Below are 21,305 nucleotides of genomic sequence, written 5' to 3' on the forward strand. Positions count from 1 at the left end.
CAGTGACCGTCGTCCAATTCGTTTTCTACCTCTTCGCGCTCACGCTGCTCACCGGCGGCGTCTTCACCGTGGTCTCGAAAAGCCCGGTGCACTCGGTGCTCTGGCTGATCCTGTCCTTCCTGTCGGGCGCGGGTCTGATGGTGCTGCTGGGCGCGGAATTCGTCGCCATGCTGCTGATCATCGTCTACGTCGGCGCGGTCGCGGTGCTGTTCCTCTTCGTGGTGATGATGCTCGACGTCGATTTCGCCGAACTGCGCGCGGAGATGGCGAGTTACCTGCCGCTGGCACTGGTGATCGCGCTGGTGCTGATCATGCAGCTCGCCATGGCCTTCGGCACCTGGGAGCTCGGCGGCGGCGTGGCCCTGCACGATACCCCCGTGGGTACGCCAGAGGGCTCCGGCGCGCACAACACCGCCGCCATCGGCCTGCTGCTCTACGACAAGTATTTCATCCTGTTCCAGCTCGCGGGCCTGATCCTGCTGGTCGCCATGATCGGCGCCATCGTGCTCACGCTGCGGCATCGCAAGGACATCAAGCGCCAGGACGTGCTGGCCCAGATGTACCGCGACCCGGCCAAGTCGATGGAGCTCAAGGACATCAAGCCGGGGCAGGGGCTGACCGAATAGGCCGCGCCCGGGCCCCGCGCCCGGCCATGGCCGCAAGACGACGCACCGCCTCCCCGGAGGCGTGAAAAAAGACCGCCCTTCGGGGAGAGGACAAGGATCGAGGGACCGACCATGGTCGAACTGGAACATTACCTGGCCGTCGCGGCGACGCTTTTCGTGATCGGCATTTTCGGCATCTTCCTGAACCGCAAGAACGTCATCGTTATCCTGATGTCGATCGAGCTGGTCCTGCTGTCGGTCAACATCAACCTCGTCGCCTTCTCGGCCTTCCTGGGCGACCTGACGGGCCAGGTCTTCACGCTCTTCGTGCTGACCGTCGCCGCCGCCGAGGCCGCCATCGGCCTCGCCATCCTCGTCTGCTTCTTCCGCAACCGCGGCACCATCGCGGTGGAAGACGTCAACGTGATGAAGGGGTAAGGGACCATGGCAACCATCATCCTCTTCGCCCCGCTGATCGGCGCGATCATCTGCGGCTTCTTCTGGCGCGTGATCGGCGAGAAGGCCGGGCAGGTGACGGCGACGGCGCTGCTGTTCCTGTCGTTCTTCCTGAGCTGGATCGTGTTCCTCACCCATGACGGCGTGACCGAGCACATCACCATCATGCGCTGGATCGACAGCGGCAGCCTGGTCGCCGACTGGTCGATCCGCCTCGACCGCCTGACCGCCATCATGCTCGTCGTGGTGACCACGGTCTCGGCCTTCGTGCACCTCTACAGCTTCGGCTACATGGCGCATGACCATGCCTTCCCCGAGGACGAGCCCTACCGGGCGCGCTTCTTCGCCTACCTGTCGCTCTTCACCTTCGCGATGCTCGCGCTGGTGACGGCGGACAACCTGGTGCAGATGTTCTTCGGCTGGGAGGGCGTGGGCCTCGCCTCCTACCTGCTCATCGGCTTCTACTACAAGAAGGAGAGCGCCGGCGAAGCGGCCATGAAGGCCTTCATCGTCAACCGCGTCGGCGACTTCGGCTTCGCCCTCGGCATCGCGGGCCTGTTCTTCATGGTCGACTCCGTGGCGCTCGACGACATCTTCGCCGCCGCCCCGACCCTGGCCGAAAGCACGATCACGTTCCTCTGGACCGACTGGAACGCCGCCAACCTGCTGGCTTTCCTGCTGTTCGTCGGTGCCATGGGCAAGTCGGCGCAGTTCCTGCTGCACACCTGGCTGCCCGACGCGATGGAGGGCCCGACGCCCGTTTCCGCGCTGATCCACGCCGCCACCATGGTGACGGCGGGCGTGTTCCTCGTCTGCCGCATGTCGCCGCTGATCGAGTTCGCGCCGGGCGCGGCCACCGTGATCGTCTACATCGGCGCCATCACCGCCTTCTTTGCGGCGACCGTGGGCCTCGTGCAGAACGACATCAAGCGTGTCATCGCCTATTCGACCTGTTCGCAGCTCGGCTACATGTTCGTCGCCGCCGGCGTCGGCATGTACTCGGCCGCCATGTTCCACCTGCTGACCCACGCCTTCTTCAAGGCCATGCTCTTCCTCGGCGCGGGCTCGGTGATCCACGGGATGCACCACGAGCAGGACATGCGCCGCTACGGCGGCCTGAAGGACAAGCTCCCTGTCACCTACTGGATCATGATGATCGGCACGCTGGCCATCACCGGCGTCGGCATTCCGCTGACCCACATCGGTTTCGCGGGCTTCCTGTCGAAGGACGCGATCATCGAGAGCGCCTGGGCAGGCGGCACCACCGCGGCGGGCTTTGCCTTCTGGGCGCTGGTCGTGGCCGCGCTGATGACCTCGTTCTACTCCTGGCGGCTGATGTTCCTGACCTTCCACGGCGAGGCGCGTGGCGACAAGCACACCCATGAGCACGCCCACGAGAGCCCGCGGGTCATGCTGGTCCCGCTCGTCGTGCTGGCCGTCGGCGCGATCTTCTCGGGGATGGTCTTCTACAATTCCTTCTTCGGGCACACCGACAAGGTGGCGAAGTTCTACGGCATCCCGCTCGCCGGCGAGGTCCATGCCGAGGCCTCGATGGAGGGCCACACCGAAGACACCCATGCCGAGCACGGCGAGAGCGCCGAGACCGCCCACGCCACCGAGACCGCCCACGCGGCCGAAGGCGGCGACGATCATGGCGCCGAGGGCGAGCACCACGCGGCCTTCGGCGGTGCGCCGGGGCAGGGGGCGCTCTACTTCGCGCCCGACAACCACGTGCTCGACGACGCCCATGCCGCGCCGGTCTGGGTCAAGGTCTCGCCCTTCGTGGCGATGCTGCTCGGGCTCGGGCTGGCCTACCTGTTCTACATCCGCAAGCCGGAGCTGCCGGGCAAGCTGGCCGAGAACCAGAAGCCGCTCTACGAGTTCCTGCTGAACAAGTGGTACTTCGACGAGATCTACGACGCGATCTTCGTGAACCCGGTGCGGGCCCTCGGCCGCACGCTCTGGAAGAAGGGCGACGGGGCCACGATCGACGGCGCCATCAACGGGCTGGCGATGGGGATCATCCCCTTCTTCACCCGCCTCGCGGGCCGCGCCCAGAGCGGATACCTCTTCCACTACGCCTTCGCCATGGTGCTGGGCATCGTCATCCTCGTCACCTGGATGACGATCGCGGGGAACTGAGACCATGCAGAACCTGATCTCGATCATCACCTTCCTGCCGCTGATCGCGGCGCTGATCCTTGCGCTGTTCCTCAAGGGCGAGGACGAGGCTGCGCAGCGCAACGCCAAGTGGCTGGCGCTGATCGCCACCACGGCGACGCTGTTCATCTCGCTCTTCCTGCTCTTCGGCTTCGACCCGTCGAATACCGGCTTCCAGTTCGTGGAAGACCGCGACTGGCTGCTCGGGCTCAAGTACAAGATGGGCGTCGACGGCATCTCGATCCTCTTCGTGATGCTCACCACCTTCCTCATGCCGATCACCATCGCCTCCTGCTGGGACGTGAAGGTGCGCGTGAAGGAATACATGATCGCCTTCCTGCTGCTCGAGACGCTGATGCTCGGCGTCTTCACCGCGCTGGACCTGGTGCTGTTCTACCTGTTCTTCGAAGGCGGCCTGATCCCGATGTTCCTGATCATCGGCATCTGGGGCGGCAAGGACCGTATCTACGCGGCCTTCAAGTTCTTCCTCTACACCTTCCTCGGCTCGCTGCTGATGCTGGTGGCGATGATCGCGATGTACGTCGATGCCGGCACCACCGACATCCCGACGCTGATGCAGCACACCTTCGCCTCCGAGACTTTCCCGGTCCTCGGCTTCCAGATCGTCGGCGGCGTGCAGACGCTGCTGTTCCTGGCCTTCTTCGCCTCCTTCGCGGTCAAGATGCCGATGTGGCCGGTGCACACCTGGTTGCCCGATGCCCACGTCCAGGCGCCCACCGCCGGCTCGGTCGTGCTGGCCGCGATCCTGCTGAAGATGGGCGGCTACGGCTTCCTGCGCTTCTCCCTGCCGATGTTCCCGGTGGGGTCGGAGGTGATGTCCACCTTCGTCTTCTGGCTCTCCGCCATCGCCATCGTCTACGCCTCGCTCGTGGCGCTGGCGCAGGAGGACATGAAGAAGCTCATCGCCTATTCCTCGGTCGCCCACATGGGCTACGTCACCATGGGCATCTTCACGGTGAACCAGCAGGGGCTCGACGGCGCGATCTTCCAGATGCTTAGCCACGGCTTCGTCTCCGGCGCGCTCTTCCTCATCGTCGGCGTGGTCTACGACCGGATGCACACCCGCGACATCGCGGCCTACGGCGGGCTGACGGTGCGGATGCCGGTCTACGCGCTGATCTTCATGCTCTTCACCATGGCCAACGTCGGGCTTCCCGGCACTTCTGGCTTCGTCGGCGAATTCCTGACCCTGATGGCGATCTTCCAGGTCAACACCTGGGTGGCGCTGGTCGCCACCTCCGGGGTGATCTTCTCGGCCGCCTACGCGCTCTGGCTCTACCGCCGCGTGATGCTGGGCGACCTGATCAAGGAAAGCCTCAAGACCATTTCCGACACGACCCCGCGCGAGCGCGCGATCTTTGCGCCGCTCGTGGTCATGACCCTTCTGCTGGGCGTCTATCCCTCGCTCGTGACCGACATCATCGGCCCCTCGGTCGAGGCGCTGATCGGCCAGTACGACACCGCCCTCAACGACTACGCGCCGGCCACCGAGCTGGCCATGACCGGAGACCACTGAGATGACGTCTACCGATCTTGCAATCATCCTGCCCGAGATCGTCCTCGCGCTCTTCGCGATGCTGGCGCTGCTCGGGGCGGTCTGGACGGGCAAGGACGAGTCCGCGTCGACGGTCTCCTGGATCACCGCGGCGGTGCTGGTGGCGGTGGCGATCTGGATCTCGCTCTCCGGGGGCGGCACCCGGGTGGCATTCGGCGGCATGTTCGTCGACGACGCCTTCGCCCGCTTCGCCAAGGTCACGCTGCTGCTCGCGGCGGCGATCGTGCTGATCCTGTCCGAAGGCTTCTTCTCCCGCCGCGGCGCGCTGCATTTCGAATACCCGGTGCTGATCGTGCTGGCTTCCGTCGGCATGATGGTCATGGTCTCCGCCGGCGACCTGATCGCGCTCTACATGGGCCTCGAGCTGCAGTCGCTCTCGCTCTACGTGCTCGCCGCGATCCGGCGCGACAGCGTGAAATCGACCGAGGCCGGCCTGAAGTACTTCACCCTCGGCGCGCTCTCCTCGGGCCTGCTGCTCTATGGCGCCTCGCTGACCTACGGCTACGCCGGCTCGACCGTCTTCAAGGACATCTTCGCCGCCGCGACCGACGGCCACGTGGGCATCGGCCTGCTGCTCGGCCTGACCTTCATGATCTCGGGCTTCGCCTTCAAGGTCTCCGCCGTGCCCTTCCACATGTGGACGCCCGACGTCTACGAGGGCTCGCCGACCCCGGTCACCGCCTTCTTCGCCTCCGCGCCCAAGATGGCGGCGATGGCGATGTTCGCCCGCGCCATGCACGACGCCTTCGGCGATGCGGTCGCCGACTGGCAGCAGATCGTGGCGCTCGTCGCGGTGCTCTCGATCTTCCTCGGCGCCATCGCCGGGATCGGCCAGCGCGACATCAAGCGGCTGATGGCCTATTCCTCGATCTCGCACATGGGCTTCGCGCTGCTCGGCCTCGCCGCCGGCACCGAGCGCGGGGTCTCGGCGATGCTGATCTACATGGCGATCTACGTCACCATGAACATCGGCACCTTCGCCTTCATCCTGTCGATGGAGCGCGAGGGCCAGCACGTCACCCGGATCGACGGTGTCTCGATGCTGAGCCGCAAGGAGCCGCTCAAGGCGCTCGCCATGCTGGTGCTGCTGTTCAGCCTCGCCGGCGTGCCGCCGCTCGTCGGCTTCTTCGGCAAGTTCGCGGTGCTGACCGCGGCGCTCGACGCCGATCTGGTCTGGGTCGCGGTGCTCGGCGCGGTGGGCTCGGTGATCTCCGCCTTTTACTACCTGCGGATCGTCTACTACATGTACTTCGGGTCCGACGAGGTCGAACAGATCGACGGTTCGATGAGCCCGGTGCAATGGGTCGTGCTGATGGTATCGGCCGCGATCATGGTGGTGGGCGTCATCAACCTGTTCGGGATCGACGGCCTCGCGGCCAGCGCGGCGGCCTCCCTTGTCGTCAACTGAGGCCTGGCCCGCGGGCTATGACCGCCTGGTGCTGCCGCAGGTCGACAGCACCATGGCCGAGGCCGCGCGCCGCGCGCCGACGCTGGCCGGTCCGACCTGGATCCTCGCGCTGGAGCAGACAGCCGGACGCGGCCGCCGTGGCCGCGCCTGGGTCGCCCCATCCGGGAATTTCGCCGCGACCCTGGTGATGCACCCCGCCGAGGGCGCCTCGCAGGCCGCGCTGCGCAGCTTCACCACCGCGCTCGCGCTCTTCGACGCCTTCGTCGCCGTTACCGGCCGCGCCGAGCCCTTCGCCCTGAAATGGCCGAACGACGTGCTGCTCAACGGCGGCAAGGTCGCGGGCATCCTGCTGGAATCCGCCTCCAACGGTCCCAACCTCAGCTTCCTGTCGGTCGGCGTCGGCGTGAACCTCTCCGCCGCGCCGGAGGCCGCGCAGCTCGAGCCGGGCGCGCTCCGCCCCGTCTCGCTGCTGGAGGAGACCGGCGCGCGGGTCACGCCCGAGGAGTTCCTCGACGCGCTCGCTCCCGCCTTCGCCCGCCACGAGGCACGCCTAACCACCTACGGCTTCGCCCCGATCCGCGAGGCCTGGCTCGCCCGCGCCGCACGGCTGGGCGAGACGATCACCGCCCGCACCGGCACCGAAACCGTCACCGGCATCTTCGAGACGGTCGACGCCACCGGCAACATCGTCCTCGCCACGCCCGCCGGCCGCCGCGCCATCCCCGCCGCCGACATCTTCTTCTAACCCCCGAAAACGGCCCCGCCCCGAGCCAACGGAGCAGACCCGCCCATGCTTCTCTGCATCGACACCGGAAACACCAACACCGTCTTCTCCGTCTGGGACGGAACGAAATTCCTGACCACGTTGCGCACCGCGACCGAGCACCAGCGCACCGCCGATCAGTATTTCGTCTGGTTCTCGACCCTGATGCAGCACCACGGCGTGCCGATCGAGATCGACGAGATGATCATCTCCTCGACCGTGCCGCGTGTGGTGTTCAACCTGCGCGTGCTGGCCGATCGCTATTTCAACTGCCGCCCGCTCGTGGTCGGCAAGCCCGACTGCCTGCTGCCCAACCCGCCGCGCGTCGATCGCTCGGCCCAGGTCGGCCCCGACCGGCTGGTCAACACCGCCGGCGCCTTCGACCGGCACGGCGGCGACCTCGTCGTGGTGGATTTCGGCACCGCCACCACCTTCGACGTGGTCTCCCAGGATGGCGCCTATATCGGCGGCGTGATCGCCCCGGGCGTGAACCTTTCGCTCGAGGCCCTGCACCTCGCCGCCGCCGCCCTGCCGCATGTCGATGTCACCAAGCCCCAGCAGGTCATCGGCACCAACACCGTCGCCTGCATGCAATCGGGCATCTTCTGGGGCTACGTCGGCCTTGTCCGCGGCATCTGCGACCGAATCCTGGCCGAACGCGAGCGCCCGATGAAGGTCATCGGCACCGGGGGGCTTGCGCCGCTGTTCAGCCAGGGCGATGTATTGTTCGATGTGATCGAAGAGGATTTGACGATGCATGGCCTCACGGTCATCCATCGGTACAACAAGGAATATAAAGAAAATGAGCGGTAACGAGCGGCTGATCTACCTTCCCCTCGGCGGGGCGGGCGAAGTGGGGATGAACGCCTATGTCTACGGCTACGGCAAGCCGGGCAAGGAGCGGCTGATCCTGGTCGACCTCGGCGTGACCTTCCCCGACATGGACACCACCCCGGGAATCGACCTGATCTTTCCGGACATGTCCTGGCTGATCGAGCGTGCCGACCGGCTCGAGGCGATCTTCATCACCCACGGGCACGAGGACCATATCGGCGCGCTCGCCCATTTCTGGGACGATCTGCGCGTGCCGGTCTACTGCCGCCGCTTCACCGGCCACCTGGCCGCCCGCAAGATGGAGGAGCGCGGGCAGGACCCCGAGCACATCCATATCGTCGGCGCCCATCCGGACGTGGTCGAGGCGGGGCCGTTCACCGTCTCCTTCGTGCCGGTCTCGCATTCGATTCCGGAAAGCTCGGGCCTCGTGATCGATACCCCGGCCGGCCGGGTCGCTCACACGGGCGACTTCAAGCTCGACGGCGCCCCCGTGGTGGGGGAGCCGTTCAGCGCCGAGCTCTGGCACGAGATCGCAAGGGGCGGGGTCAAGGCTCTGGTCTGCGACAGCACCAATATCCATGTCGAGACCCCGGGCCGCTCCGAGGCGACCCTCGGGCCGCATATCCGCGAGCTGGTGGCCGGTGCGAGCGGCATGGTGGTCGCCACCACCTTCGCTTCCAACGTGGCGCGGGTGAAGACGCTGGCCGAGGCCGGGCGCGACGCCGGCCGCTCGGTCTGCCTGATGGGGCGGGCGATGCTGCGCATGGTGCAGGCCGCCGTCGAAACCGGCGTGCTGACCGATTTTCCGCCCGTCATCTCCCACGAGGAAGCGGAGGACATCCCGCGCGAGAACCTGATGCTGATCGTGACCGGCAGCCAGGGCGAACGCCGCGCCGCCACCGCGCAGCTCTCGCGCGGCAAGTACCTGGGCATGGAACTGGCCGAGGGCGACACCTTCCTGTTTTCCTCCAAGACCATCCCCGGCAACGAGCGCAGCGTGCTGCGGATCGTCAACGCCTTTTCCGAGAAGGGCGTGAACGTGGTCGACGACAGCTCGTCGCTCTACCACGTCTCCGGCCACGCCAACCGCCCGGACCTCGAGGCGCTGCACGAGCTGATGCGGCCGCAGATGCTGATCCCGATGCACGGCGAACACCGGATGCTGCGCCGCCACGCCGAAGCCGGCGCGGCCCGCGGCATCGCCTCGGTGGTGGCGGTCAACGGCACCATGCTCGACCTGACCGGTGCGGCGCCCAAGGTCTGCGAACACGTGGAAACCGGCCGCGTCTATCTCGACGGGACGCTCAAGGTGGGTGCGCTGGACGGCGTGGTCCGCGACCGGATCCGCATGGCGCTCAACGGCCATGTTATGCTCAACGTGATCCTCGACGAGGAGGACGAACCGCTGGGCGAGCCCTGGGCCGAGATCCGCGGCCTCGCCGAGACCGGCCGGTCGAAAGCGCCGCTGGTCGACATCATCGAGGCGGAGACCGGCCAGTTCCTGGCCCGCGCCGATGACAAGGTTCTGACCGACGACGACAAGCTCGACGCCGCGCTGCGCCGCGCCGTGCGGCAGGTCGCGGTCGAGGAGATCGGCAAGAAGCCGGAAGTGACGGTGGTGATCTCCCGCCTCGCCTGATCGGCGAAGGCGGCCTCCCGGCTGCAAGAAGCGCCCGGCCGTGCTAGGCTCGCTCAGCGGGCCGCCACGCCGGCCCGCGGGTTTCAGCCGGGAGGGGCACATGTCTTACAGGGAATTGTTTGCGGAAGCGGAATGGTCCGGGGTCGTGCAGGCGCCGATGCTGGCGGGCTTCGCGGTCACGGCGGCCGATCCGAACGGGTTGATCGGCGCGGTGCAGGAAAGCGCCGCCATGGCAAATGCGTTCAAGGCCGGCTCGGAGGCCGCCGCCGCGGGCTCGCTGATCGCGGAGGTCGCCGCGGCCTACGAGACCAGCGAGGGCCGCTCCGTCGCCCTGGCCGGCCCCCGGGAACTCGCCAAGGGCCGCAAACCGGCCGAAGCCTGCGCCGCCGCAATCGCCCGCCTTGCCGAGACCGCGGCCAGCCTGCGCGAAACCGCGCCCGCCGAGGCGCCGGCTTTCTGCGACTGGCTGCGCGACATCGCCGCCAACGTGGCCGAGGCGACCTCGGAGGGCGGCTTCCTGGGCTTCGGCGGAGAGAAGGTGTCGGAGGCCGAGCGCAAGACCCTCGCCGACATCGACACCGCGCTGGCCCCCCCGACCGGCTGACGCGAGCGCGCCGCTGCGCGCGGGCCGCCCTGTCACCTTTTCATGGATATCCCCGCGGTCCGGGGAAGGGCGTGTCTCAGATCACGGTGACCCGGTGCTGGCCCTCCGCTTGGCCGACCTCGCCGATCACGGCGGCGGAGGCGAAGCCGTGGCGCCGGAACAGCTCCAGCACCGTCTCGACCCGCTCGGGCGCGCAGGAGACCATCAGCCCGCCGGAGGTCTGCGGGTCGGTCAGGAGCGCCCGGTCCAGCTCCGTCCGCTCCGCCGAGAGCGCGATCTCGGCGCCGTAACTCGCCCAGTTCCGGCCCGAGGCCCCGGTGATGAAGCCCTGTGCTGCCAGCTCCGGCACGCCAGGCATCATCGGTACGGCCCTCCAGTCCAGCCGCGCCCCGCAATCGCCACCGCGGAGCATCTCCAGCAGATGGCCGCCGAGGCCGAAGCCGGTCACGTCGGTCAGGGCGTGGACGCCGTCGATCTCGGCCAGCTCCGGGCCGGGCGTATTGAGCTGCGTCGTGGTGGCGATCATCCGTGCATAGCCCGCGTCATCGAGCGCGCCGGCCTTGAGCGCGGCCGACATGACGCCGGCTCCGAGAGGTTTGCCCAGCACCAGCCGGTCGCCGACCCGTGCGCCGGCGTTCTTCTTGACCAGGTCCGGATGCACGAGGCCGAGCGCCACGAGGCCATAGATCGCCTCCACCGAGTCGATCGAGTGGCCGCCGACCACCGGGATACCGGCCGCCCGGGCCGCGCTCACCCCGCCTTCGAGAATGCGGCCGATGGTCTGTTTCGAGAGCACGTTGATCGGCATGCCCACCAGCGCCAGTGCCATGATCGGCCGGGCGCCCATCGCGTAGATGTCGCTGATCGCGTTGGTGGCGGCGATGCGGCCGAAATCGTAGGGGTCGTCGACGATCGGCATGAAGAAATCGGTCGTGGCGACCAGCGCCTGGTCGTCGTTGAGCCGGTAGACGGCGGCGTCGTCGGCGGTCTCGTTGCCCACGAGGATCTCGGCGGGCAGGGTCATGGCGGTGGTCTCGCGCAGGATCTCCGAGAGCACCGCGGGGGCGATCTTGCAGCCGCAGCCGCCGCCGTGGGAGAGCGAGGTCAGGCGGGGTTCGGCGGGCGTGTCGATCACATTCATGCGGGAAGCCTCTGGTGGCTGGGGCTGTCCGTTGAAGGTGAGGGCAGCCGGGGGGAGATGCGGGCCCGGCGCGCAGGAGGCGTGCGGGGCGGCAACGGCCTAGACCCCGGGGGAAGGGGCTGTCAACGCGCGACGGGGCCGCAGGGCTCCCGCCGCTCGTCAGGCATCGCAGATGCCTTCCTCCCGTTGGGCGTGGCACGCTGACGCGTGCCGGCGCTTCTGAGGGGGCGCGCCTGGCATGCCTAAGGGCCCGTCGTGTGACGGGCCGCTTTCGGGATCAAGGGGGCAGCCGGGGGGCTGAGGTCAGGCGAAGGAGCGCAGGATGAAATCCGGCACGTGATCGCCCATGCCGACCACGCCGTTCTTGTCCTCGCGGGAGCCGCCACGCCGGGACCGCGCGCCGCGGCTGGAGCCCGAGCGGGGCTCCGGCTGGCTGTCCTCGGCCGGGGAGGCGGTTTCCTCTGTCTGGGGCTCTTCCGCCGTGGTCGCCTCTGCGCGGCGGCTGTCGCCGCGGCGCGAGACGGAGCGGCTGCGCTTGCTGCGCCCGGAGCCCGAGTCGCTGGCGTCCTCGCCGGACTTGCCGGAGGAGCGGCGCTCCGAGGCCGGCAGTTCCGGCGCCTCGATCCGCGGGATCTCCTGCTTCACCATGGTCTCGATCGCCGCCAGCGACTTGTCGTCGGCGGGCGTGGCGATCATGAAGGTCGTGCCCTCGCGGCCGGCGCGGCCGGTCCGTCCGATCCGGTGCACATAGTCCTCGGCGTGATTCGGCACGTCGAAGTTGAAGACGTGACTCACGTTCGGGATGTCGAGGCCGCGGGCGGCGACGTCGGAGGCCACGAGCAGCTTGATCGAGCCGTCGCGGAATCCGTCGAGCGTGCGCGTTCGGTGCGACTGGTCGAGATCGCCGTGAATGGGCTCGGCGTTGTAGCCATATTTCTTCAGCGACTTCGCAACAATATCCACGTCGACCTTGCGGTTGCAGAAGATGATCGCGTTGCGGAACTTCTCGCCCTCACTCTCGATCAGGGCGCGCAGCATGGCGCGCTTCTCGCTGGCCGTGCGGTCCCGCCGGGAGGGTTTGAACTGAACCACCCCCTGCGTGATGGTCTCGGACGTGGTGGCCTGGCGGGCGACCTCGATTTTCACCGGGGCGTGCAGGAAGGTGCTGGTCAGGCGCTCGATCTCCGGCGGCATGGTGGCTGAGAAGAACAGCGTCTGCCGGGTGAAGGGGGTGAGCTGGAAGATGCGCTCGATGTCGGGGATGAAGCCCATGTCGAGCATCCGGTCGGCCTCGTCGACCACCATCACCTGCACGCCGGTCAGCAGCAGCTTGCCGCGCTCGAAATGGTCGAGCAGGCGGCCCGGGGTGGCAATCAGCACGTCGACGCCCTTGTCGATCAGCTTGTCCTGCTCGCCGAAGGACACGCCGCCGATCAGCAGCGCCTTGGTGAGGCGGGTGTACTTGGCATAGGCGTCGAAGTTCTCGGCGACCTGCGCGGCCAGTTCCCGCGTCGGGGCAAGCACCAGGGAGCGCGGCATCCGCGCCCGCGCCCGGCCGCGGCCCAGCAGCGTGATCATCGGCAGCGTGAAGGAGGCGGTCTTGCCGGTGCCCGTCTGGGCGATGCCGAGCACGTCCTTGCCCTCCAGCGCCGGCGGAATCGCGCCCGCCTGAATCGGGGTGGGGGTTTCGTACCCGGTTTCTTCGATGGCCTTGAGAACCTTGGGATCAAGGCTGAGATCAGAAAACTTAGTCATATACGTCCAGTTCTGGCAGCCCGGAGTGGGCGGCTAATGATTGGGACGTACGATCTCACGCCCCGGCGTCTCGGATCCGCGCGGCTCGCGGACAGCGTCCATCTACCGCAGACGCCCCGCATCGTCAACTTTACCGGCATTCGAGGCGGTTGCGGGGCGCGGCTGTGGCGGTGTTCCGCCGCGTCCCATGCCCGCCGTGGCCGCCCGGAGCGCGCTCACAGCGCCCCCGCCAGCCGCAGCGCCACGTAGGCGGTGGGCAGGAAGATGGCGAATCCCGCCAGCACGAAGCGCCCGTCGCCGGTGGTCAGGCCGATGCCGAACAGCAGAGGGTGAATCGCCAGCAGGAAGGGCAGGCCGGGGATCGCACCGATGGCGATGATCGCGAGGCTGGTCACTGCGACCACCGCGCCGATGGCCCAGGCGATCAGCCGGGAGCGGGCGAACCAGGTCAGGTGCGGGCGGATCAGGCGGTCCAGCCGCGCCGCGGTCGGCCTTGCCCGGTCGATTGCCGCGTGCAGCGTCGCGCCGGGGATCTGCCGGCGGTAGAGCCAGGGCGGGATCCAGATCTCCCGCCGGCCGCGCAGCATCTCGGCCGAGGTGGTGAGCATGATCACCCCCATGACCGCCGGCACCAGCGGCACCATCCCCGTCGGCAGCAGCGTCAGCGCCGCGGCAAGGGTGAGCACCGGCCCGAAACCGCGCCGGCCGAGCGCGTCCAGCATCTCGCCGAACAGGATCGCCTCGCGGCCACCGGCCATGGCGGCGATGTCCTGCAACATCGCTTCCAGGGGCAGCGGCTCGGGCATCGGTCCGGGCGCGGTCGGTTCGGTCATGGCGTTCGAGGCATCGCAGCAATGCTCACGCGGGGAGGTGGGCTGTACCACGCTACAGCGGCGCGGGCCGGGAGGGAACGGTCAGACCGACGCGGAGGGATGAAGCAGGGGCCTGTATCCGGCCCGCAGGACGTCGACGGTGGCGCGCGGCGTCAGCACCTCGATCGCTGCGCCGCGCGGCATGGGGCGCCGCGGTCCGTACCCCGGGGGCGAGAACGGCAGGAGCGCGCCCTGCAGCACGAGCGCCGCGCCTTCCGGCCCCAGCACCATCGCGCCATCGGGCAGCGAGGCCGGGTCCGCCCGGTGCCGGATCTGCCGCCGGTCGCGCGTCGCCCGCTCGGCATGCAGCACCCGGTCGATCTCCGGCGCTCTCGGGCGGCTGCCGAAAGCCCGCTCCCAGGCGTCGCGGAATGCCTCGTGGTCCGGCCGCCGGCATTCCGCGCAGGGCCGGTGCCCCGCCGCCAGCGCCACCGCCTCGTCGAGAAAGAACAGCTCGGTATAGCGCCCCGGCGCCATCACCTCGCGCCTTCGCCCCTTGAACGAGAGGACGCAGCAGACCCAGTGCGGGTGCCTCCAGCGGCTGACGCCCAGGCGCCCTTCCGCATCGTGCAGGATACCCCGGTTGCCCATCAGCAACCCGCGCTCCGGGATGGCGGCGACCTCGCCGGTCGGCAGGACGCGGTTCTGGCGCGGCTCGCGCATCGTGCTACGGGGATCCCGTGTGGAAATGGGTAAGGCGGGCTATTCCGGAACCGTCTCGCCAGAGCCGCCGAACTCCGCCGGGAAGTCCCGCATCTTGGGCAGGCCATCCTTCATCGGCAGGACCGTCTCGGCATAGTTCACGTGGATGCCGGGCACGAATTCCAGCGTCGGAAGCATCGCGGCATAGACGTCCGTGAGCTTCAGACCCGGATGGCCGGCCATCACATGACCGCCGCACCTGTCACACCAGCGCCGGTCGGAATTCTCGGTCTTGTTGTACTGCCGCAGATGTTCCTCTCCGGCGACGATCTTCACGGCGGCGGGGTCCCAGAGCGTAAAGGCATTGACCGGCCCCGCCGACCAGTGCCGACAACTTTCGCAGTGGCAATACCCCATTCCCGCCGGCTCGCCGCTGACCTCGATCTGTACGGCGCCGCAGAAACACTGTCCCTTGTGTGTGGTGGTCATCACTCCCTCCCTGGTGCGTTGACCACCCCATCATACCACGAAGGGCCGGTTTCTCAGACCATCATCTCCTTGGTCGCGGAGAGCTTCACGTCCGGGTAGTCGCGCTCGATCCGGTCGATGTCCCATTGCAGGCGGGTCAGGTAGACGAGGTCGCCGTCGTTGTCATGGGCCAGGTGGCCCTTGTTCGCGTTGGCGAAGGCGTCGACCTTGTCCTTGGGGCCGGTCACCCAGCGGGCGGAGGTGAACTGCGAGGGCTCGAAGCGCACCGGCAGGCCGTATTCGAGCTCGATCCGGCTCGCCAGCACCTCGAACTGCAGCGCGCCGACGACGCCGACGATGAAGCCCGAGCCGATCGACGGTTTGAAGACCTTGGCGGCGCCTTCCTCGGCGAACTGCATCAGCGCCTTGTCGAGGTGCTTGGCCTTCATCGGGTCGCCCGCCCGGCAGCTCTGCAGCAGCTCCGGCGCAAAGCTCGGGATGCCCGTGACCTTGAGCGCCTCGCCCTCGGTCAGCGTGTCGCCGATCCGGAGCTGGCCGTGGTTCGGAATGCCGATGATGTCGCCGGCCCAGGCCTCCTCGGCCAGTTCCCTGTCGGAGGCGAGGAACAGCACCGGGTTGCTCACCGCCATCGGCTTCTTGGTGCGGACGTGGGTCAGCTTCATGCCGCGCTTGAAATGGCCCGATGCCATGCGGACAAAGGCCACGCGGTCGCGGTGCTTGGGGTCCATGTTGGCCTGCACCTTGAACACGAAGCCCGCGACCTTGGTTTCCTCGGGCGCGATCTGGCGGGGCTCTGCGCGTTGTACCTGCGGCTCCGGGCCGTAGGTGCCGATGCCCTCCATCAGCTCCTTCACCCCGAAGGAGTTGATCGCGGAGCCGAACCAGATCGGCGTCATGTGCCCCTCGAGCACCGATTGCGGATCGAGGGCGGGAAGCAGCTCGCGGGCCATCTCCAGCTCCTCGAGGAAGGTGTCGAGCAGATGCGCGGGCACCAGCTCGGCCAGCTTCGGATCGTCCAGCCCTTCGATGGCCACGCTCTCGGCCACCTTGTTGCGGTCCGCGCGGTCCATCAGCTCCAGGCGGTCGCGCAGGATGTCGTAGCAGCCGATGAAATCCTGCCCTTTGCCGATCGGCCAGGAAGCCGGCGTCACGTCGATCGCCAGCATCTCCTGGATCTCGTCGATGATCTCGAAGGTGTCGCGGCTCTCCCGGTCCATCTTGTTGCAGAAGGTCAGGATCGGCAGGTCCCGCAGCCGGCAAACCTCGAACAGTTTCTGCGTCTGGCTCTCCACGCCCTTTGCGCCGTCGATCACCATGATCGCCGCGTCCACCGCCGTCAGCGTGCGATAGGTGTCCTCGGAGAAGTCCGAGTGGCCCGGCGTGTCCACCAGGTTGAAGCGGAATTTCTTGAAGTCGAAGGACATCGCCGAGGCGCTGACCGAGATCCCGCGGTCCTTCTCCATCTGCATGAAGTCCGACCGCGTCCGCCGCGCCTCGCCCTTGGCGCGCACCTGTCCCGCCATCTGGATGGCGCCGCCATACAGGAGGAACTTCTCCGTAAGCGTGGTCTTGCCGGCGTCGGGGTGCGAGATGATCGCGAATGTCCGGCGGCGGGCAATCTCGGGCGGCAGTTCGGGGCGGTTTGTGCGCGTGTCCAGCATGACCGCGCATATAGGCGAGCCCGGGACCTTGCGCAATCGCGCCCGGAGGCGCACCGCGACAAGAAATCCGGGGGCGGGGAGTTGCCGGGGCGGCCGCGGCTTCCTAGCTATGGTGCCAGAGGCCACGACCTCTCCCATTCCAGGGCATCAACACCGGGACGGCCCGGCAGTCTGGACAACGGAGAGTGGCGTCATGGCCTGGTCCCTTCTGTTCATCGCGGGTCTTCTGGAGGTCGGCTGGGCCTACCTGATGAAGCAATCCGCCGGCTTCACGCGGCTCTGGCCCACAGCCGGCACGATCCTCCTCATGATCGGCAGCTTCGGGCTGCTCTCGGCATCGATGCGCAGCCTGCCGCTCGGCACCGCCTACGCGATCTGGACCGGGATCGGAGCCGTCGGCGCCTTTGCCGTCGGCATTCTCGTGCTGGGCGAACAGCTGACGCCGCTCAGGCTCGCGGGCGTCGCGCTGATCCTTTCCGGGCTCGTCCTGCTCAAGCTCTCGGCGGCCACGTAAACGCCCGCGCCAGCCCACCGCAACGCCCCGAACTTTCGGGAAAACTTGTGCGGCCGCGCCCGGGACGGCTTGCAATCCGTTCTGGGCGAGCGCATCAGCCGCCCATGCACCCCACGCGCGCAATCCTTCTCAAGATCGGCTCCGTCGCGGTTTTCATCGCGATGCAGAGCTTCATCAAGGCGACCTCGGACCACGTGCCGCCCGGCCAGGCCGTGTTCTTCCGGTCGGCCTTTGCCCTGCCGGTCATCCTGATCTGGCTGCAGGCCGAGGGGCGGCTGGCCGACGGCATCCGCACGCGTCACCCCTTCGGCCACCTGCTGCGCGGGCTGGTCGGAACCTCCGCCATGGGGCTGAGTTTTGCGGCGCTCGGTCTGCTGCCGCTGCCCGAGGTCACCGCGATCAACTATTCCGCGCCGCTCTTCGTGGTGCCGCTCGCGATCCTGTTCCTCGGCGAGAAGGTCGGCCCGGTCCGGATCGCGGCGGTGGCGGTCGGCATGGTCGGGGTGCTCATCATCCTTGCGCCGCGCCTGACCGCGCTGTCGGACGTGACGGCGATGCAGGCCGAAACGCTCGGCGCGATTCTCGCGCTCTGCGGGGCCTTTCTGGCTGCCACGGCGCAGATCCTGATCCGAAAGCTCGTGTCGACCGAGCGCCCGGCGACCATCGTCTTCTATTTCACCGTCTACTCGACGCTCCTGTCGCTGCTGACCATCCCCTTCGGCTGGGTCTGGCCCGAACCGCGCGAGGCGGCGCTGCTGATCATGGCCGGAATCGCGGGCGGGATCGGGCAGGGGATGCTGACCTCGGCCTACCGTTTCGGCGACGCCTCGCTGGTCGCGCCCTTCGACTATTCCTCCATGCTGCTCGCCCTGCTGATCGGCTTCTTCGTCTTCGGCGAGCTTCCGACGCTGTTCACGCTGCTCGGCGCTGCGCTGGTCGTGGCCGCGGGCATCCTGATCATCTGGCGTGAGGCTCTCCGAAAGAAGTGAATGCCGGGCTTCGGGAAAATTTCCCTAACGTCACCTGATTTGACTGCGATCAACGCATCAATCGGCTGTTTTCAGTAATATTGTCCCTGTTCCGGCCTCCTGGCGTCGGATCCCGATCTACGGCCCATTCGGCCATGGAGCGACGGAGCGAAAACAGGAGGGGATACCATGACAAGCTTCGGACTGATTGGCTGGACCCCGTCTCCGGGCTACGCCAACAACATTGAACTCAAGGGAGATTACGCCTACGTCGGCGGCTTCGATGGCACGCTTCAGGTCTTCGATGTGAGCGATCCGACCAACCCGGTGGTTGTGGGCAGCTATCGGCTCGGCCCCAACGAGATCAAGGACATCGATGCGGTAAGTGACTATCTCTACCTGTCGTACGACGCCTACGGACTGGTGAAGCTCGACATCTCCGACCCGACCAACCCCACCTTCGTTTCGTCGCGCCGGGATGGGGCCTATGTCGAGAGCTTCGACACCGAGGACGACGCCTACGGCTTCGTGGCCTATGCCTACACGCCTGGCCGCGAGATGCAGGTCTACGATCTCGGCACATTCGCGAGCCCGCCTGTCGGCATCTACGACGCCAGCGGCGCCCGGCACGGCGGCTTCGTCGACGTGGTCGGTGACCTGGCCTACCTGAGCACCGCGAACGGTGGCCCGTATTTCGACATCGTCGATATCTCCAACGAGAACGCCCCGGTGCGCCTCTCCTCGCTGTTCACGCCGCAAGAGAGCTACGGTACCTGGGTGGGCGAGTTCGAGGTCGCGGGTGATTACGTCTACTGGGCCCGCGGGTCGCATGGCCCGCAAAACCTCGTGGGCGGGCTGCTGACCATCGACGTCAGCGATGCCTACGCCCCGGTGGTGGCGGATTTCGACAGCATTCCGGATGCCGGCCCCACGGGCTTCGGCGCGCCGGGGCTCGATGTGGTGGGGGATCGGCTCTACATGGTGTCGAACACCGGTCTCTACATCTATGACATCACCGATCCGGCGAATCCGGCCGTGCTGATCGATCCGAACGTGGATGCGGGCTTCCGCTTCCCGGAAGCCTTCCTCCCGGGCCGTGCCGGCTCCGTGGAGGTCGAGAACGGCTTCGCCTACACCACGGCCATCTACACGGGTGACCAGGGCGGGCTGGCGGTGTTCGACGTGGCCGACGACGTGGTCTGCGACCTGTTCCGGGACAAGGACTTCGTCGGCGACGCGGGCGACGTGACCTTCTCCAACACGCCGGACGGGCTGCGGATCGCGGTCACCGGGCAGGACGGCTGGACCATCGCGGAGGCCAAGCTGCACCTCGGCAATATCGACACCGCGACCGGTGACGTCAGCGGCTTCCCGGTCAACAAGAAGGGCAACCCGAAGGTTGGCCAGTTCGACTTCGAGGAAGCGCAGGCCACGGACGACCTGGTGTTCGACTTCACGATGAGCGAGCTGGCCGCGGCCGATACGGATGACGATGGCATCATCGCCGTCGCGGTCCATACCACAGCCGAGACCTGGCAGCCTGACGGAGACGGTGGACTCGAACTCGTCACGGCGAGCGCCTGGGGCGCCTGCGATGGCGAGGACCTCGATTTCGGCGGCGCGTCCCATTCCTACGTGATCGCGCTCGATCTCGCGGATCTGGGGATCTACGTCTGATTGCCATCCGGCACCGCATCGCGGGAGGGCCGCCCGATCCGGGCGGCCCTTTTCGCTTGGGCGGATGCGGCCACCCGGCGCGCCGCCCTTCCAACGATTTCGGCTAAGCGCGCGGGGCCCTGCATGCACCCTGCGCATAGGGCTCTTCCCCCCCTTGCAATTCTTGCAGAATCCGCATGACGGGGTCTCTGAACTGTCCGTTGTTTAGCGCTAACAAGAGGCGCATATCGGGGGTGTCGAAAGCGACGAAACACAGATCAGAACGCAAGGAGACAACAATGACCCTGTTCCAGAATGCCCGCACGATGCTCGGCAAACGCGCCCGCTACGCCCGCACCCTCCGCGAGCTGCGCACGATGTCCAACACGATGGCCCGCGACCTCTGCATCGACCGTGACAACGCCCGCACGATCGCCCGCAACGCCGTCTACGGCGTGTGAGCCGAATGCCCGCTGTATCCGGCGCGATCCCCGCGCCGCAGGGACGAAAGACCACCGCACGCACCTGAAGGGCAGGCAACCGCGCCTGCCCTTTGTCGTTCCGGTCCCCGGCCGATGGCCTTGTGGGCGGGAAGCGGAGATTTCCGCAGCTTTCGGTCGCTTTCGATGGTCGAAACGCCCGAAAGTGAGACCATTTCCCAAGCTATCCACTCCCGGATCAGGGGCACGGCCGGTTTTACCCGGACATCGCGCCGAAACGACCGGAGTTTCGGACGTTTCGACCGCCGAAACCGGTCAAATCCCCCCAATGCCATGACCTTCGGTTGTTCCCCCGGCCAATTCGTATAAACGTGCCCCTGCAGCCCTCGGCGCTGCCGTGTGGCCGGTCCGATGTCGGCGCGTGCAGGAAGCAGGGAGAACTCCCGCAAACGAACGACACCCCGAACCGGAGGACGAGCAGTTGAAGGCAATCCTGATCGCCAACCGAAAGGGCGGATGCGGCAAGACGACCACCGCGATCACGCTCGCGACCGCGCTGGCGGACGGGGGCTGGAAGGTGGCGCTGGCCGATGCCGACCTGCAGAAATCCACCACGCGCTGGCTGAAGCGCCGGCCCAAGGACGCGACCGAGATCACCCATCTCGACTGGACCTCGTCGCGGGCTCTCGGTGAGGCGCCGAAGGGGCTCGACTGGGTCGTGATCGACGCGCCGGGCGCGCTGCGCGACGAGGGCAGCGAGCAACTGGTCGCGGAGGCCAAGGCGGTGATCTGCCCGGTGATGCCCTCGTTCTTCGACGCCGACAGCACAAAGCGCTTCCTGCGCGACCTGCAGGACATCAAGCGGGTCCGCAAGGGCAAGGTGCGGATCGAGTTGCTGGCGAACCGGGTCCGGAGCCGCGGACGCGCCAACGATCAGCTCGACCGGTTCTTCAGGAAGCTCGGGCAGGAGCCCCTGGCGCGGATCTCGGAGCGGGTGGCCTATGGAGATCTGGCCGAGGAGGGGCTGTCGATCTTCGACAAGCCGCAGGCAGCCTACCGGCCGATGCGCGCGCAATGGGATCCGGTGATCCGGTCACTCACCACAAGCTGACGCGCCGCTCG

The 21,305-nt window shown here is 67.5% G+C and carries 20 protein-coding genes; 14 read left to right on the plus strand and 6 right to left on the minus strand.

What is annotated here, in order from left to right; translation table 11 throughout:
* Window positions 1–2 precede the first annotated feature (2 nt).
* The 9 genes from CHB86_RS10605 (at window position 3) to CHB86_RS10645 (ending at window position 10,045) form a co-directional block, all read left to right on the plus strand.
* Window positions 3–626, plus strand: a complete 624-nt coding sequence (locus CHB86_RS10605) for an NADH-quinone oxidoreductase subunit J (RefSeq protein WP_089233002.1) — start codon at window positions 3–5, stop codon at window positions 624–626.
* A gap of 111 nt (window positions 627–737) precedes the next feature.
* Complete coding sequence (gene nuoK, locus CHB86_RS10610) at window positions 738–1,043, plus strand: NADH-quinone oxidoreductase subunit NuoK (protein ID WP_089233003.1); 306 nt, start codon at window positions 738–740, stop codon at window positions 1,041–1,043.
* Between the two features lie 6 nt (window positions 1,044–1,049).
* Complete coding sequence (gene nuoL / locus CHB86_RS10615; protein WP_089233004.1) at window positions 1,050–3,203, plus strand: NADH-quinone oxidoreductase subunit L; 2,154 nt, start codon at window positions 1,050–1,052, stop codon at window positions 3,201–3,203.
* 4 nt (window positions 3,204–3,207) lie between these two features.
* Window positions 3,208–4,758 carry an NADH-quinone oxidoreductase subunit M gene (locus CHB86_RS10620; protein WP_089233005.1) on the plus strand — a complete coding sequence of 517 codons (1,551 nt, stop codon included), beginning with the start codon at window positions 3,208–3,210 and terminating at the stop codon, window positions 4,756–4,758.
* Between the two features lies 1 nt (window position 4,759).
* Window positions 4,760–6,205 carry an NADH-quinone oxidoreductase subunit NuoN gene (gene nuoN / locus CHB86_RS10625; RefSeq protein WP_089233006.1) on the plus strand — a complete coding sequence of 482 codons (1,446 nt, stop codon included), beginning with the start codon at window positions 4,760–4,762 and terminating at the stop codon, window positions 6,203–6,205.
* Window positions 6,192–6,950 carry a biotin--[acetyl-CoA-carboxylase] ligase gene (locus tag CHB86_RS10630; RefSeq protein ID WP_281251216.1) on the plus strand — a complete coding sequence of 253 codons (759 nt, stop codon included), beginning with the start codon at window positions 6,192–6,194 and terminating at the stop codon, window positions 6,948–6,950. Before nuoN ends, CHB86_RS10630 begins: the two co-directional genes overlap by 14 nt.
* A gap of 45 nt (window positions 6,951–6,995) precedes the next feature.
* Window positions 6,996–7,781: a type III pantothenate kinase gene (locus tag CHB86_RS10635; protein WP_089233007.1), complete on the plus strand. Its 786-nt coding sequence runs from the start codon at window positions 6,996–6,998 to the stop codon at window positions 7,779–7,781.
* A complete protein-coding gene (locus CHB86_RS10640; protein WP_089233008.1) occupies window positions 7,771–9,441 on the plus strand; it encodes a ribonuclease J in 1,671 nt (556 codons plus the stop codon). The genes CHB86_RS10635 and CHB86_RS10640 overlap by 11 nt, the downstream gene beginning before the upstream one ends.
* Window positions 9,442–9,541: 100 nt before the next feature.
* Window positions 9,542–10,045, plus strand: coding sequence for a hypothetical protein (locus tag CHB86_RS10645; RefSeq protein WP_089233009.1), 504 nt, complete (start codon window positions 9,542–9,544; stop codon window positions 10,043–10,045).
* 76 nt (window positions 10,046–10,121) lie between these two features.
* Here CHB86_RS10645 and selD read toward each other — a convergent pair whose 3' ends face one another.
* The 6 genes from selD to CHB86_RS10675 all read right to left on the minus strand — a co-directional run bounded on the left by selD (window position 10,122) and on the right by CHB86_RS10675 (window position 16,605).
* Window positions 10,122–11,180, minus strand: a complete 1,059-nt coding sequence (selD, locus tag CHB86_RS10650) for a selenide, water dikinase SelD (RefSeq protein WP_176442842.1) — start codon at window positions 11,178–11,180, stop codon at window positions 10,122–10,124.
* Between the two features lie 309 nt (window positions 11,181–11,489).
* On the minus strand, window positions 11,490–12,941 hold the full coding sequence (locus tag CHB86_RS10655; protein ID WP_089233011.1) for a DEAD/DEAH box helicase: 1,452 nt from the start codon (window positions 12,939–12,941) through the stop codon (window positions 11,490–11,492).
* Window positions 12,942–13,156: 215 nt separating this feature from the next.
* Complete coding sequence (locus CHB86_RS10660; protein ID WP_089233012.1) at window positions 13,157–13,774, minus strand: exopolysaccharide biosynthesis protein; 618 nt, start codon at window positions 13,772–13,774, stop codon at window positions 13,157–13,159.
* Window positions 13,775–13,855: 81 nt separating this feature from the next.
* A complete protein-coding gene (locus CHB86_RS10665) occupies window positions 13,856–14,476 on the minus strand; it encodes a hypothetical protein (RefSeq protein WP_089233013.1) in 621 nt (206 codons plus the stop codon).
* A 39-nt stretch (window positions 14,477–14,515) separates the two neighbouring features.
* A complete protein-coding gene (locus tag CHB86_RS10670) occupies window positions 14,516–14,944 on the minus strand; it encodes a GFA family protein (RefSeq protein WP_089233014.1) in 429 nt (142 codons plus the stop codon).
* A gap of 53 nt (window positions 14,945–14,997) precedes the next feature.
* Window positions 14,998–16,605, minus strand: a complete 1,608-nt coding sequence (locus CHB86_RS10675) for a peptide chain release factor 3 (RefSeq protein WP_089233015.1) — start codon at window positions 16,603–16,605, stop codon at window positions 14,998–15,000.
* A 193-nt stretch (window positions 16,606–16,798) separates the two neighbouring features.
* Between CHB86_RS10675 and CHB86_RS10680 the strand changes: the two genes are divergently transcribed.
* The 5 genes from CHB86_RS10680 to CHB86_RS10695 all read left to right on the plus strand — a co-directional run bounded on the left by CHB86_RS10680 (window position 16,799) and on the right by CHB86_RS10695 (window position 21,294).
* Window positions 16,799–17,119 carry a DMT family transporter gene (locus tag CHB86_RS10680; protein ID WP_089233016.1) on the plus strand — a complete coding sequence of 107 codons (321 nt, stop codon included), beginning with the start codon at window positions 16,799–16,801 and terminating at the stop codon, window positions 17,117–17,119.
* 104 nt (window positions 17,120–17,223) lie between these two features.
* Window positions 17,224–18,108 carry a DMT family transporter gene (locus CHB86_RS10685; protein WP_089233017.1) on the plus strand — a complete coding sequence of 295 codons (885 nt, stop codon included), beginning with the start codon at window positions 17,224–17,226 and terminating at the stop codon, window positions 18,106–18,108.
* A 168-nt stretch (window positions 18,109–18,276) separates the two neighbouring features.
* On the plus strand, window positions 18,277–19,764 hold the full coding sequence (locus CHB86_RS10690; RefSeq protein WP_089233018.1) for an LVIVD repeat-containing protein: 1,488 nt from the start codon (window positions 18,277–18,279) through the stop codon (window positions 19,762–19,764).
* A gap of 278 nt (window positions 19,765–20,042) precedes the next feature.
* Window positions 20,043–20,204, plus strand: a complete 162-nt coding sequence (locus tag CHB86_RS24615) for a hypothetical protein (protein ID WP_176442839.1) — start codon at window positions 20,043–20,045, stop codon at window positions 20,202–20,204.
* 460 nt (window positions 20,205–20,664) lie between these two features.
* Window positions 20,665–21,294: a ParA family protein gene (locus tag CHB86_RS10695; RefSeq protein ID WP_089233019.1), complete on the plus strand. Its 630-nt coding sequence runs from the start codon at window positions 20,665–20,667 to the stop codon at window positions 21,292–21,294.
* Window positions 21,295–21,305: the final 11 nt, after the last annotated feature.

Origin of the sequence: Tropicimonas sediminicola (genome assembly GCF_900188335.1) — a bacterium.
Taxonomy (GTDB): Bacteria; Pseudomonadota; Alphaproteobacteria; order Rhodobacterales; family Rhodobacteraceae; genus Tropicimonas; species Tropicimonas sediminicola.

What these genes read in the sequence shown, in the direction of transcription:
- nuoN (WP_089233006.1), top strand. Translation starts at nt 4,760, where the DNA reads ATGACGTCTACCGATCTTGCAATCATCCTGCCCGAGATCGTCCTCGCG.
- CHB86_RS10620 (WP_089233005.1), top strand. Translation starts at nt 3,208, where the DNA reads ATGCAGAACCTGATCTCGATCATCACCTTCCTGCCGCTGATCGCGGCG.
- CHB86_RS10685 (WP_089233017.1), top strand. Translation starts at nt 17,224, where the DNA reads ATGCACCCCACGCGCGCAATCCTTCTCAAGATCGGCTCCGTCGCGGTT.
- CHB86_RS10660 (WP_089233012.1), bottom strand. Translation starts at nt 13,774, where the DNA reads ATGACCGAACCGACCGCGCCCGGACCGATGCCCGAGCCGCTGCCCCTG.
- nuoL (WP_089233004.1), top strand. Translation starts at nt 1,050, where the DNA reads ATGGCAACCATCATCCTCTTCGCCCCGCTGATCGGCGCGATCATCTGC.
- CHB86_RS10675 (WP_089233015.1), bottom strand. Translation starts at nt 16,605, where the DNA reads ATGCTGGACACGCGCACAAACCGCCCCGAACTGCCGCCCGAGATTGCC.
- CHB86_RS10645 (WP_089233009.1), top strand. Translation starts at nt 9,542, where the DNA reads ATGTCTTACAGGGAATTGTTTGCGGAAGCGGAATGGTCCGGGGTCGTG.
- CHB86_RS24615 (WP_176442839.1), top strand. Translation starts at nt 20,043, where the DNA reads ATGACCCTGTTCCAGAATGCCCGCACGATGCTCGGCAAACGCGCCCGC.
- CHB86_RS10670 (WP_089233014.1), bottom strand. Translation starts at nt 14,944, where the DNA reads ATGACCACCACACACAAGGGACAGTGTTTCTGCGGCGCCGTACAGATC.
- CHB86_RS10640 (WP_089233008.1), top strand. Translation starts at nt 7,771, where the DNA reads ATGAGCGGTAACGAGCGGCTGATCTACCTTCCCCTCGGCGGGGCGGGC.
- CHB86_RS10690 (WP_089233018.1), top strand. Translation starts at nt 18,277, where the DNA reads ATGACAAGCTTCGGACTGATTGGCTGGACCCCGTCTCCGGGCTACGCC.
- CHB86_RS10680 (WP_089233016.1), top strand. Translation starts at nt 16,799, where the DNA reads ATGGCCTGGTCCCTTCTGTTCATCGCGGGTCTTCTGGAGGTCGGCTGG.
- CHB86_RS10655 (WP_089233011.1), bottom strand. Translation starts at nt 12,941, where the DNA reads ATGACTAAGTTTTCTGATCTCAGCCTTGATCCCAAGGTTCTCAAGGCC.
- CHB86_RS10665 (WP_089233013.1), bottom strand. Translation starts at nt 14,476, where the DNA reads ATGCGCGAGCCGCGCCAGAACCGCGTCCTGCCGACCGGCGAGGTCGCC.
- CHB86_RS10635 (WP_089233007.1), top strand. Translation starts at nt 6,996, where the DNA reads ATGCTTCTCTGCATCGACACCGGAAACACCAACACCGTCTTCTCCGTC.
- nuoK (WP_089233003.1), top strand. Translation starts at nt 738, where the DNA reads ATGGTCGAACTGGAACATTACCTGGCCGTCGCGGCGACGCTTTTCGTG.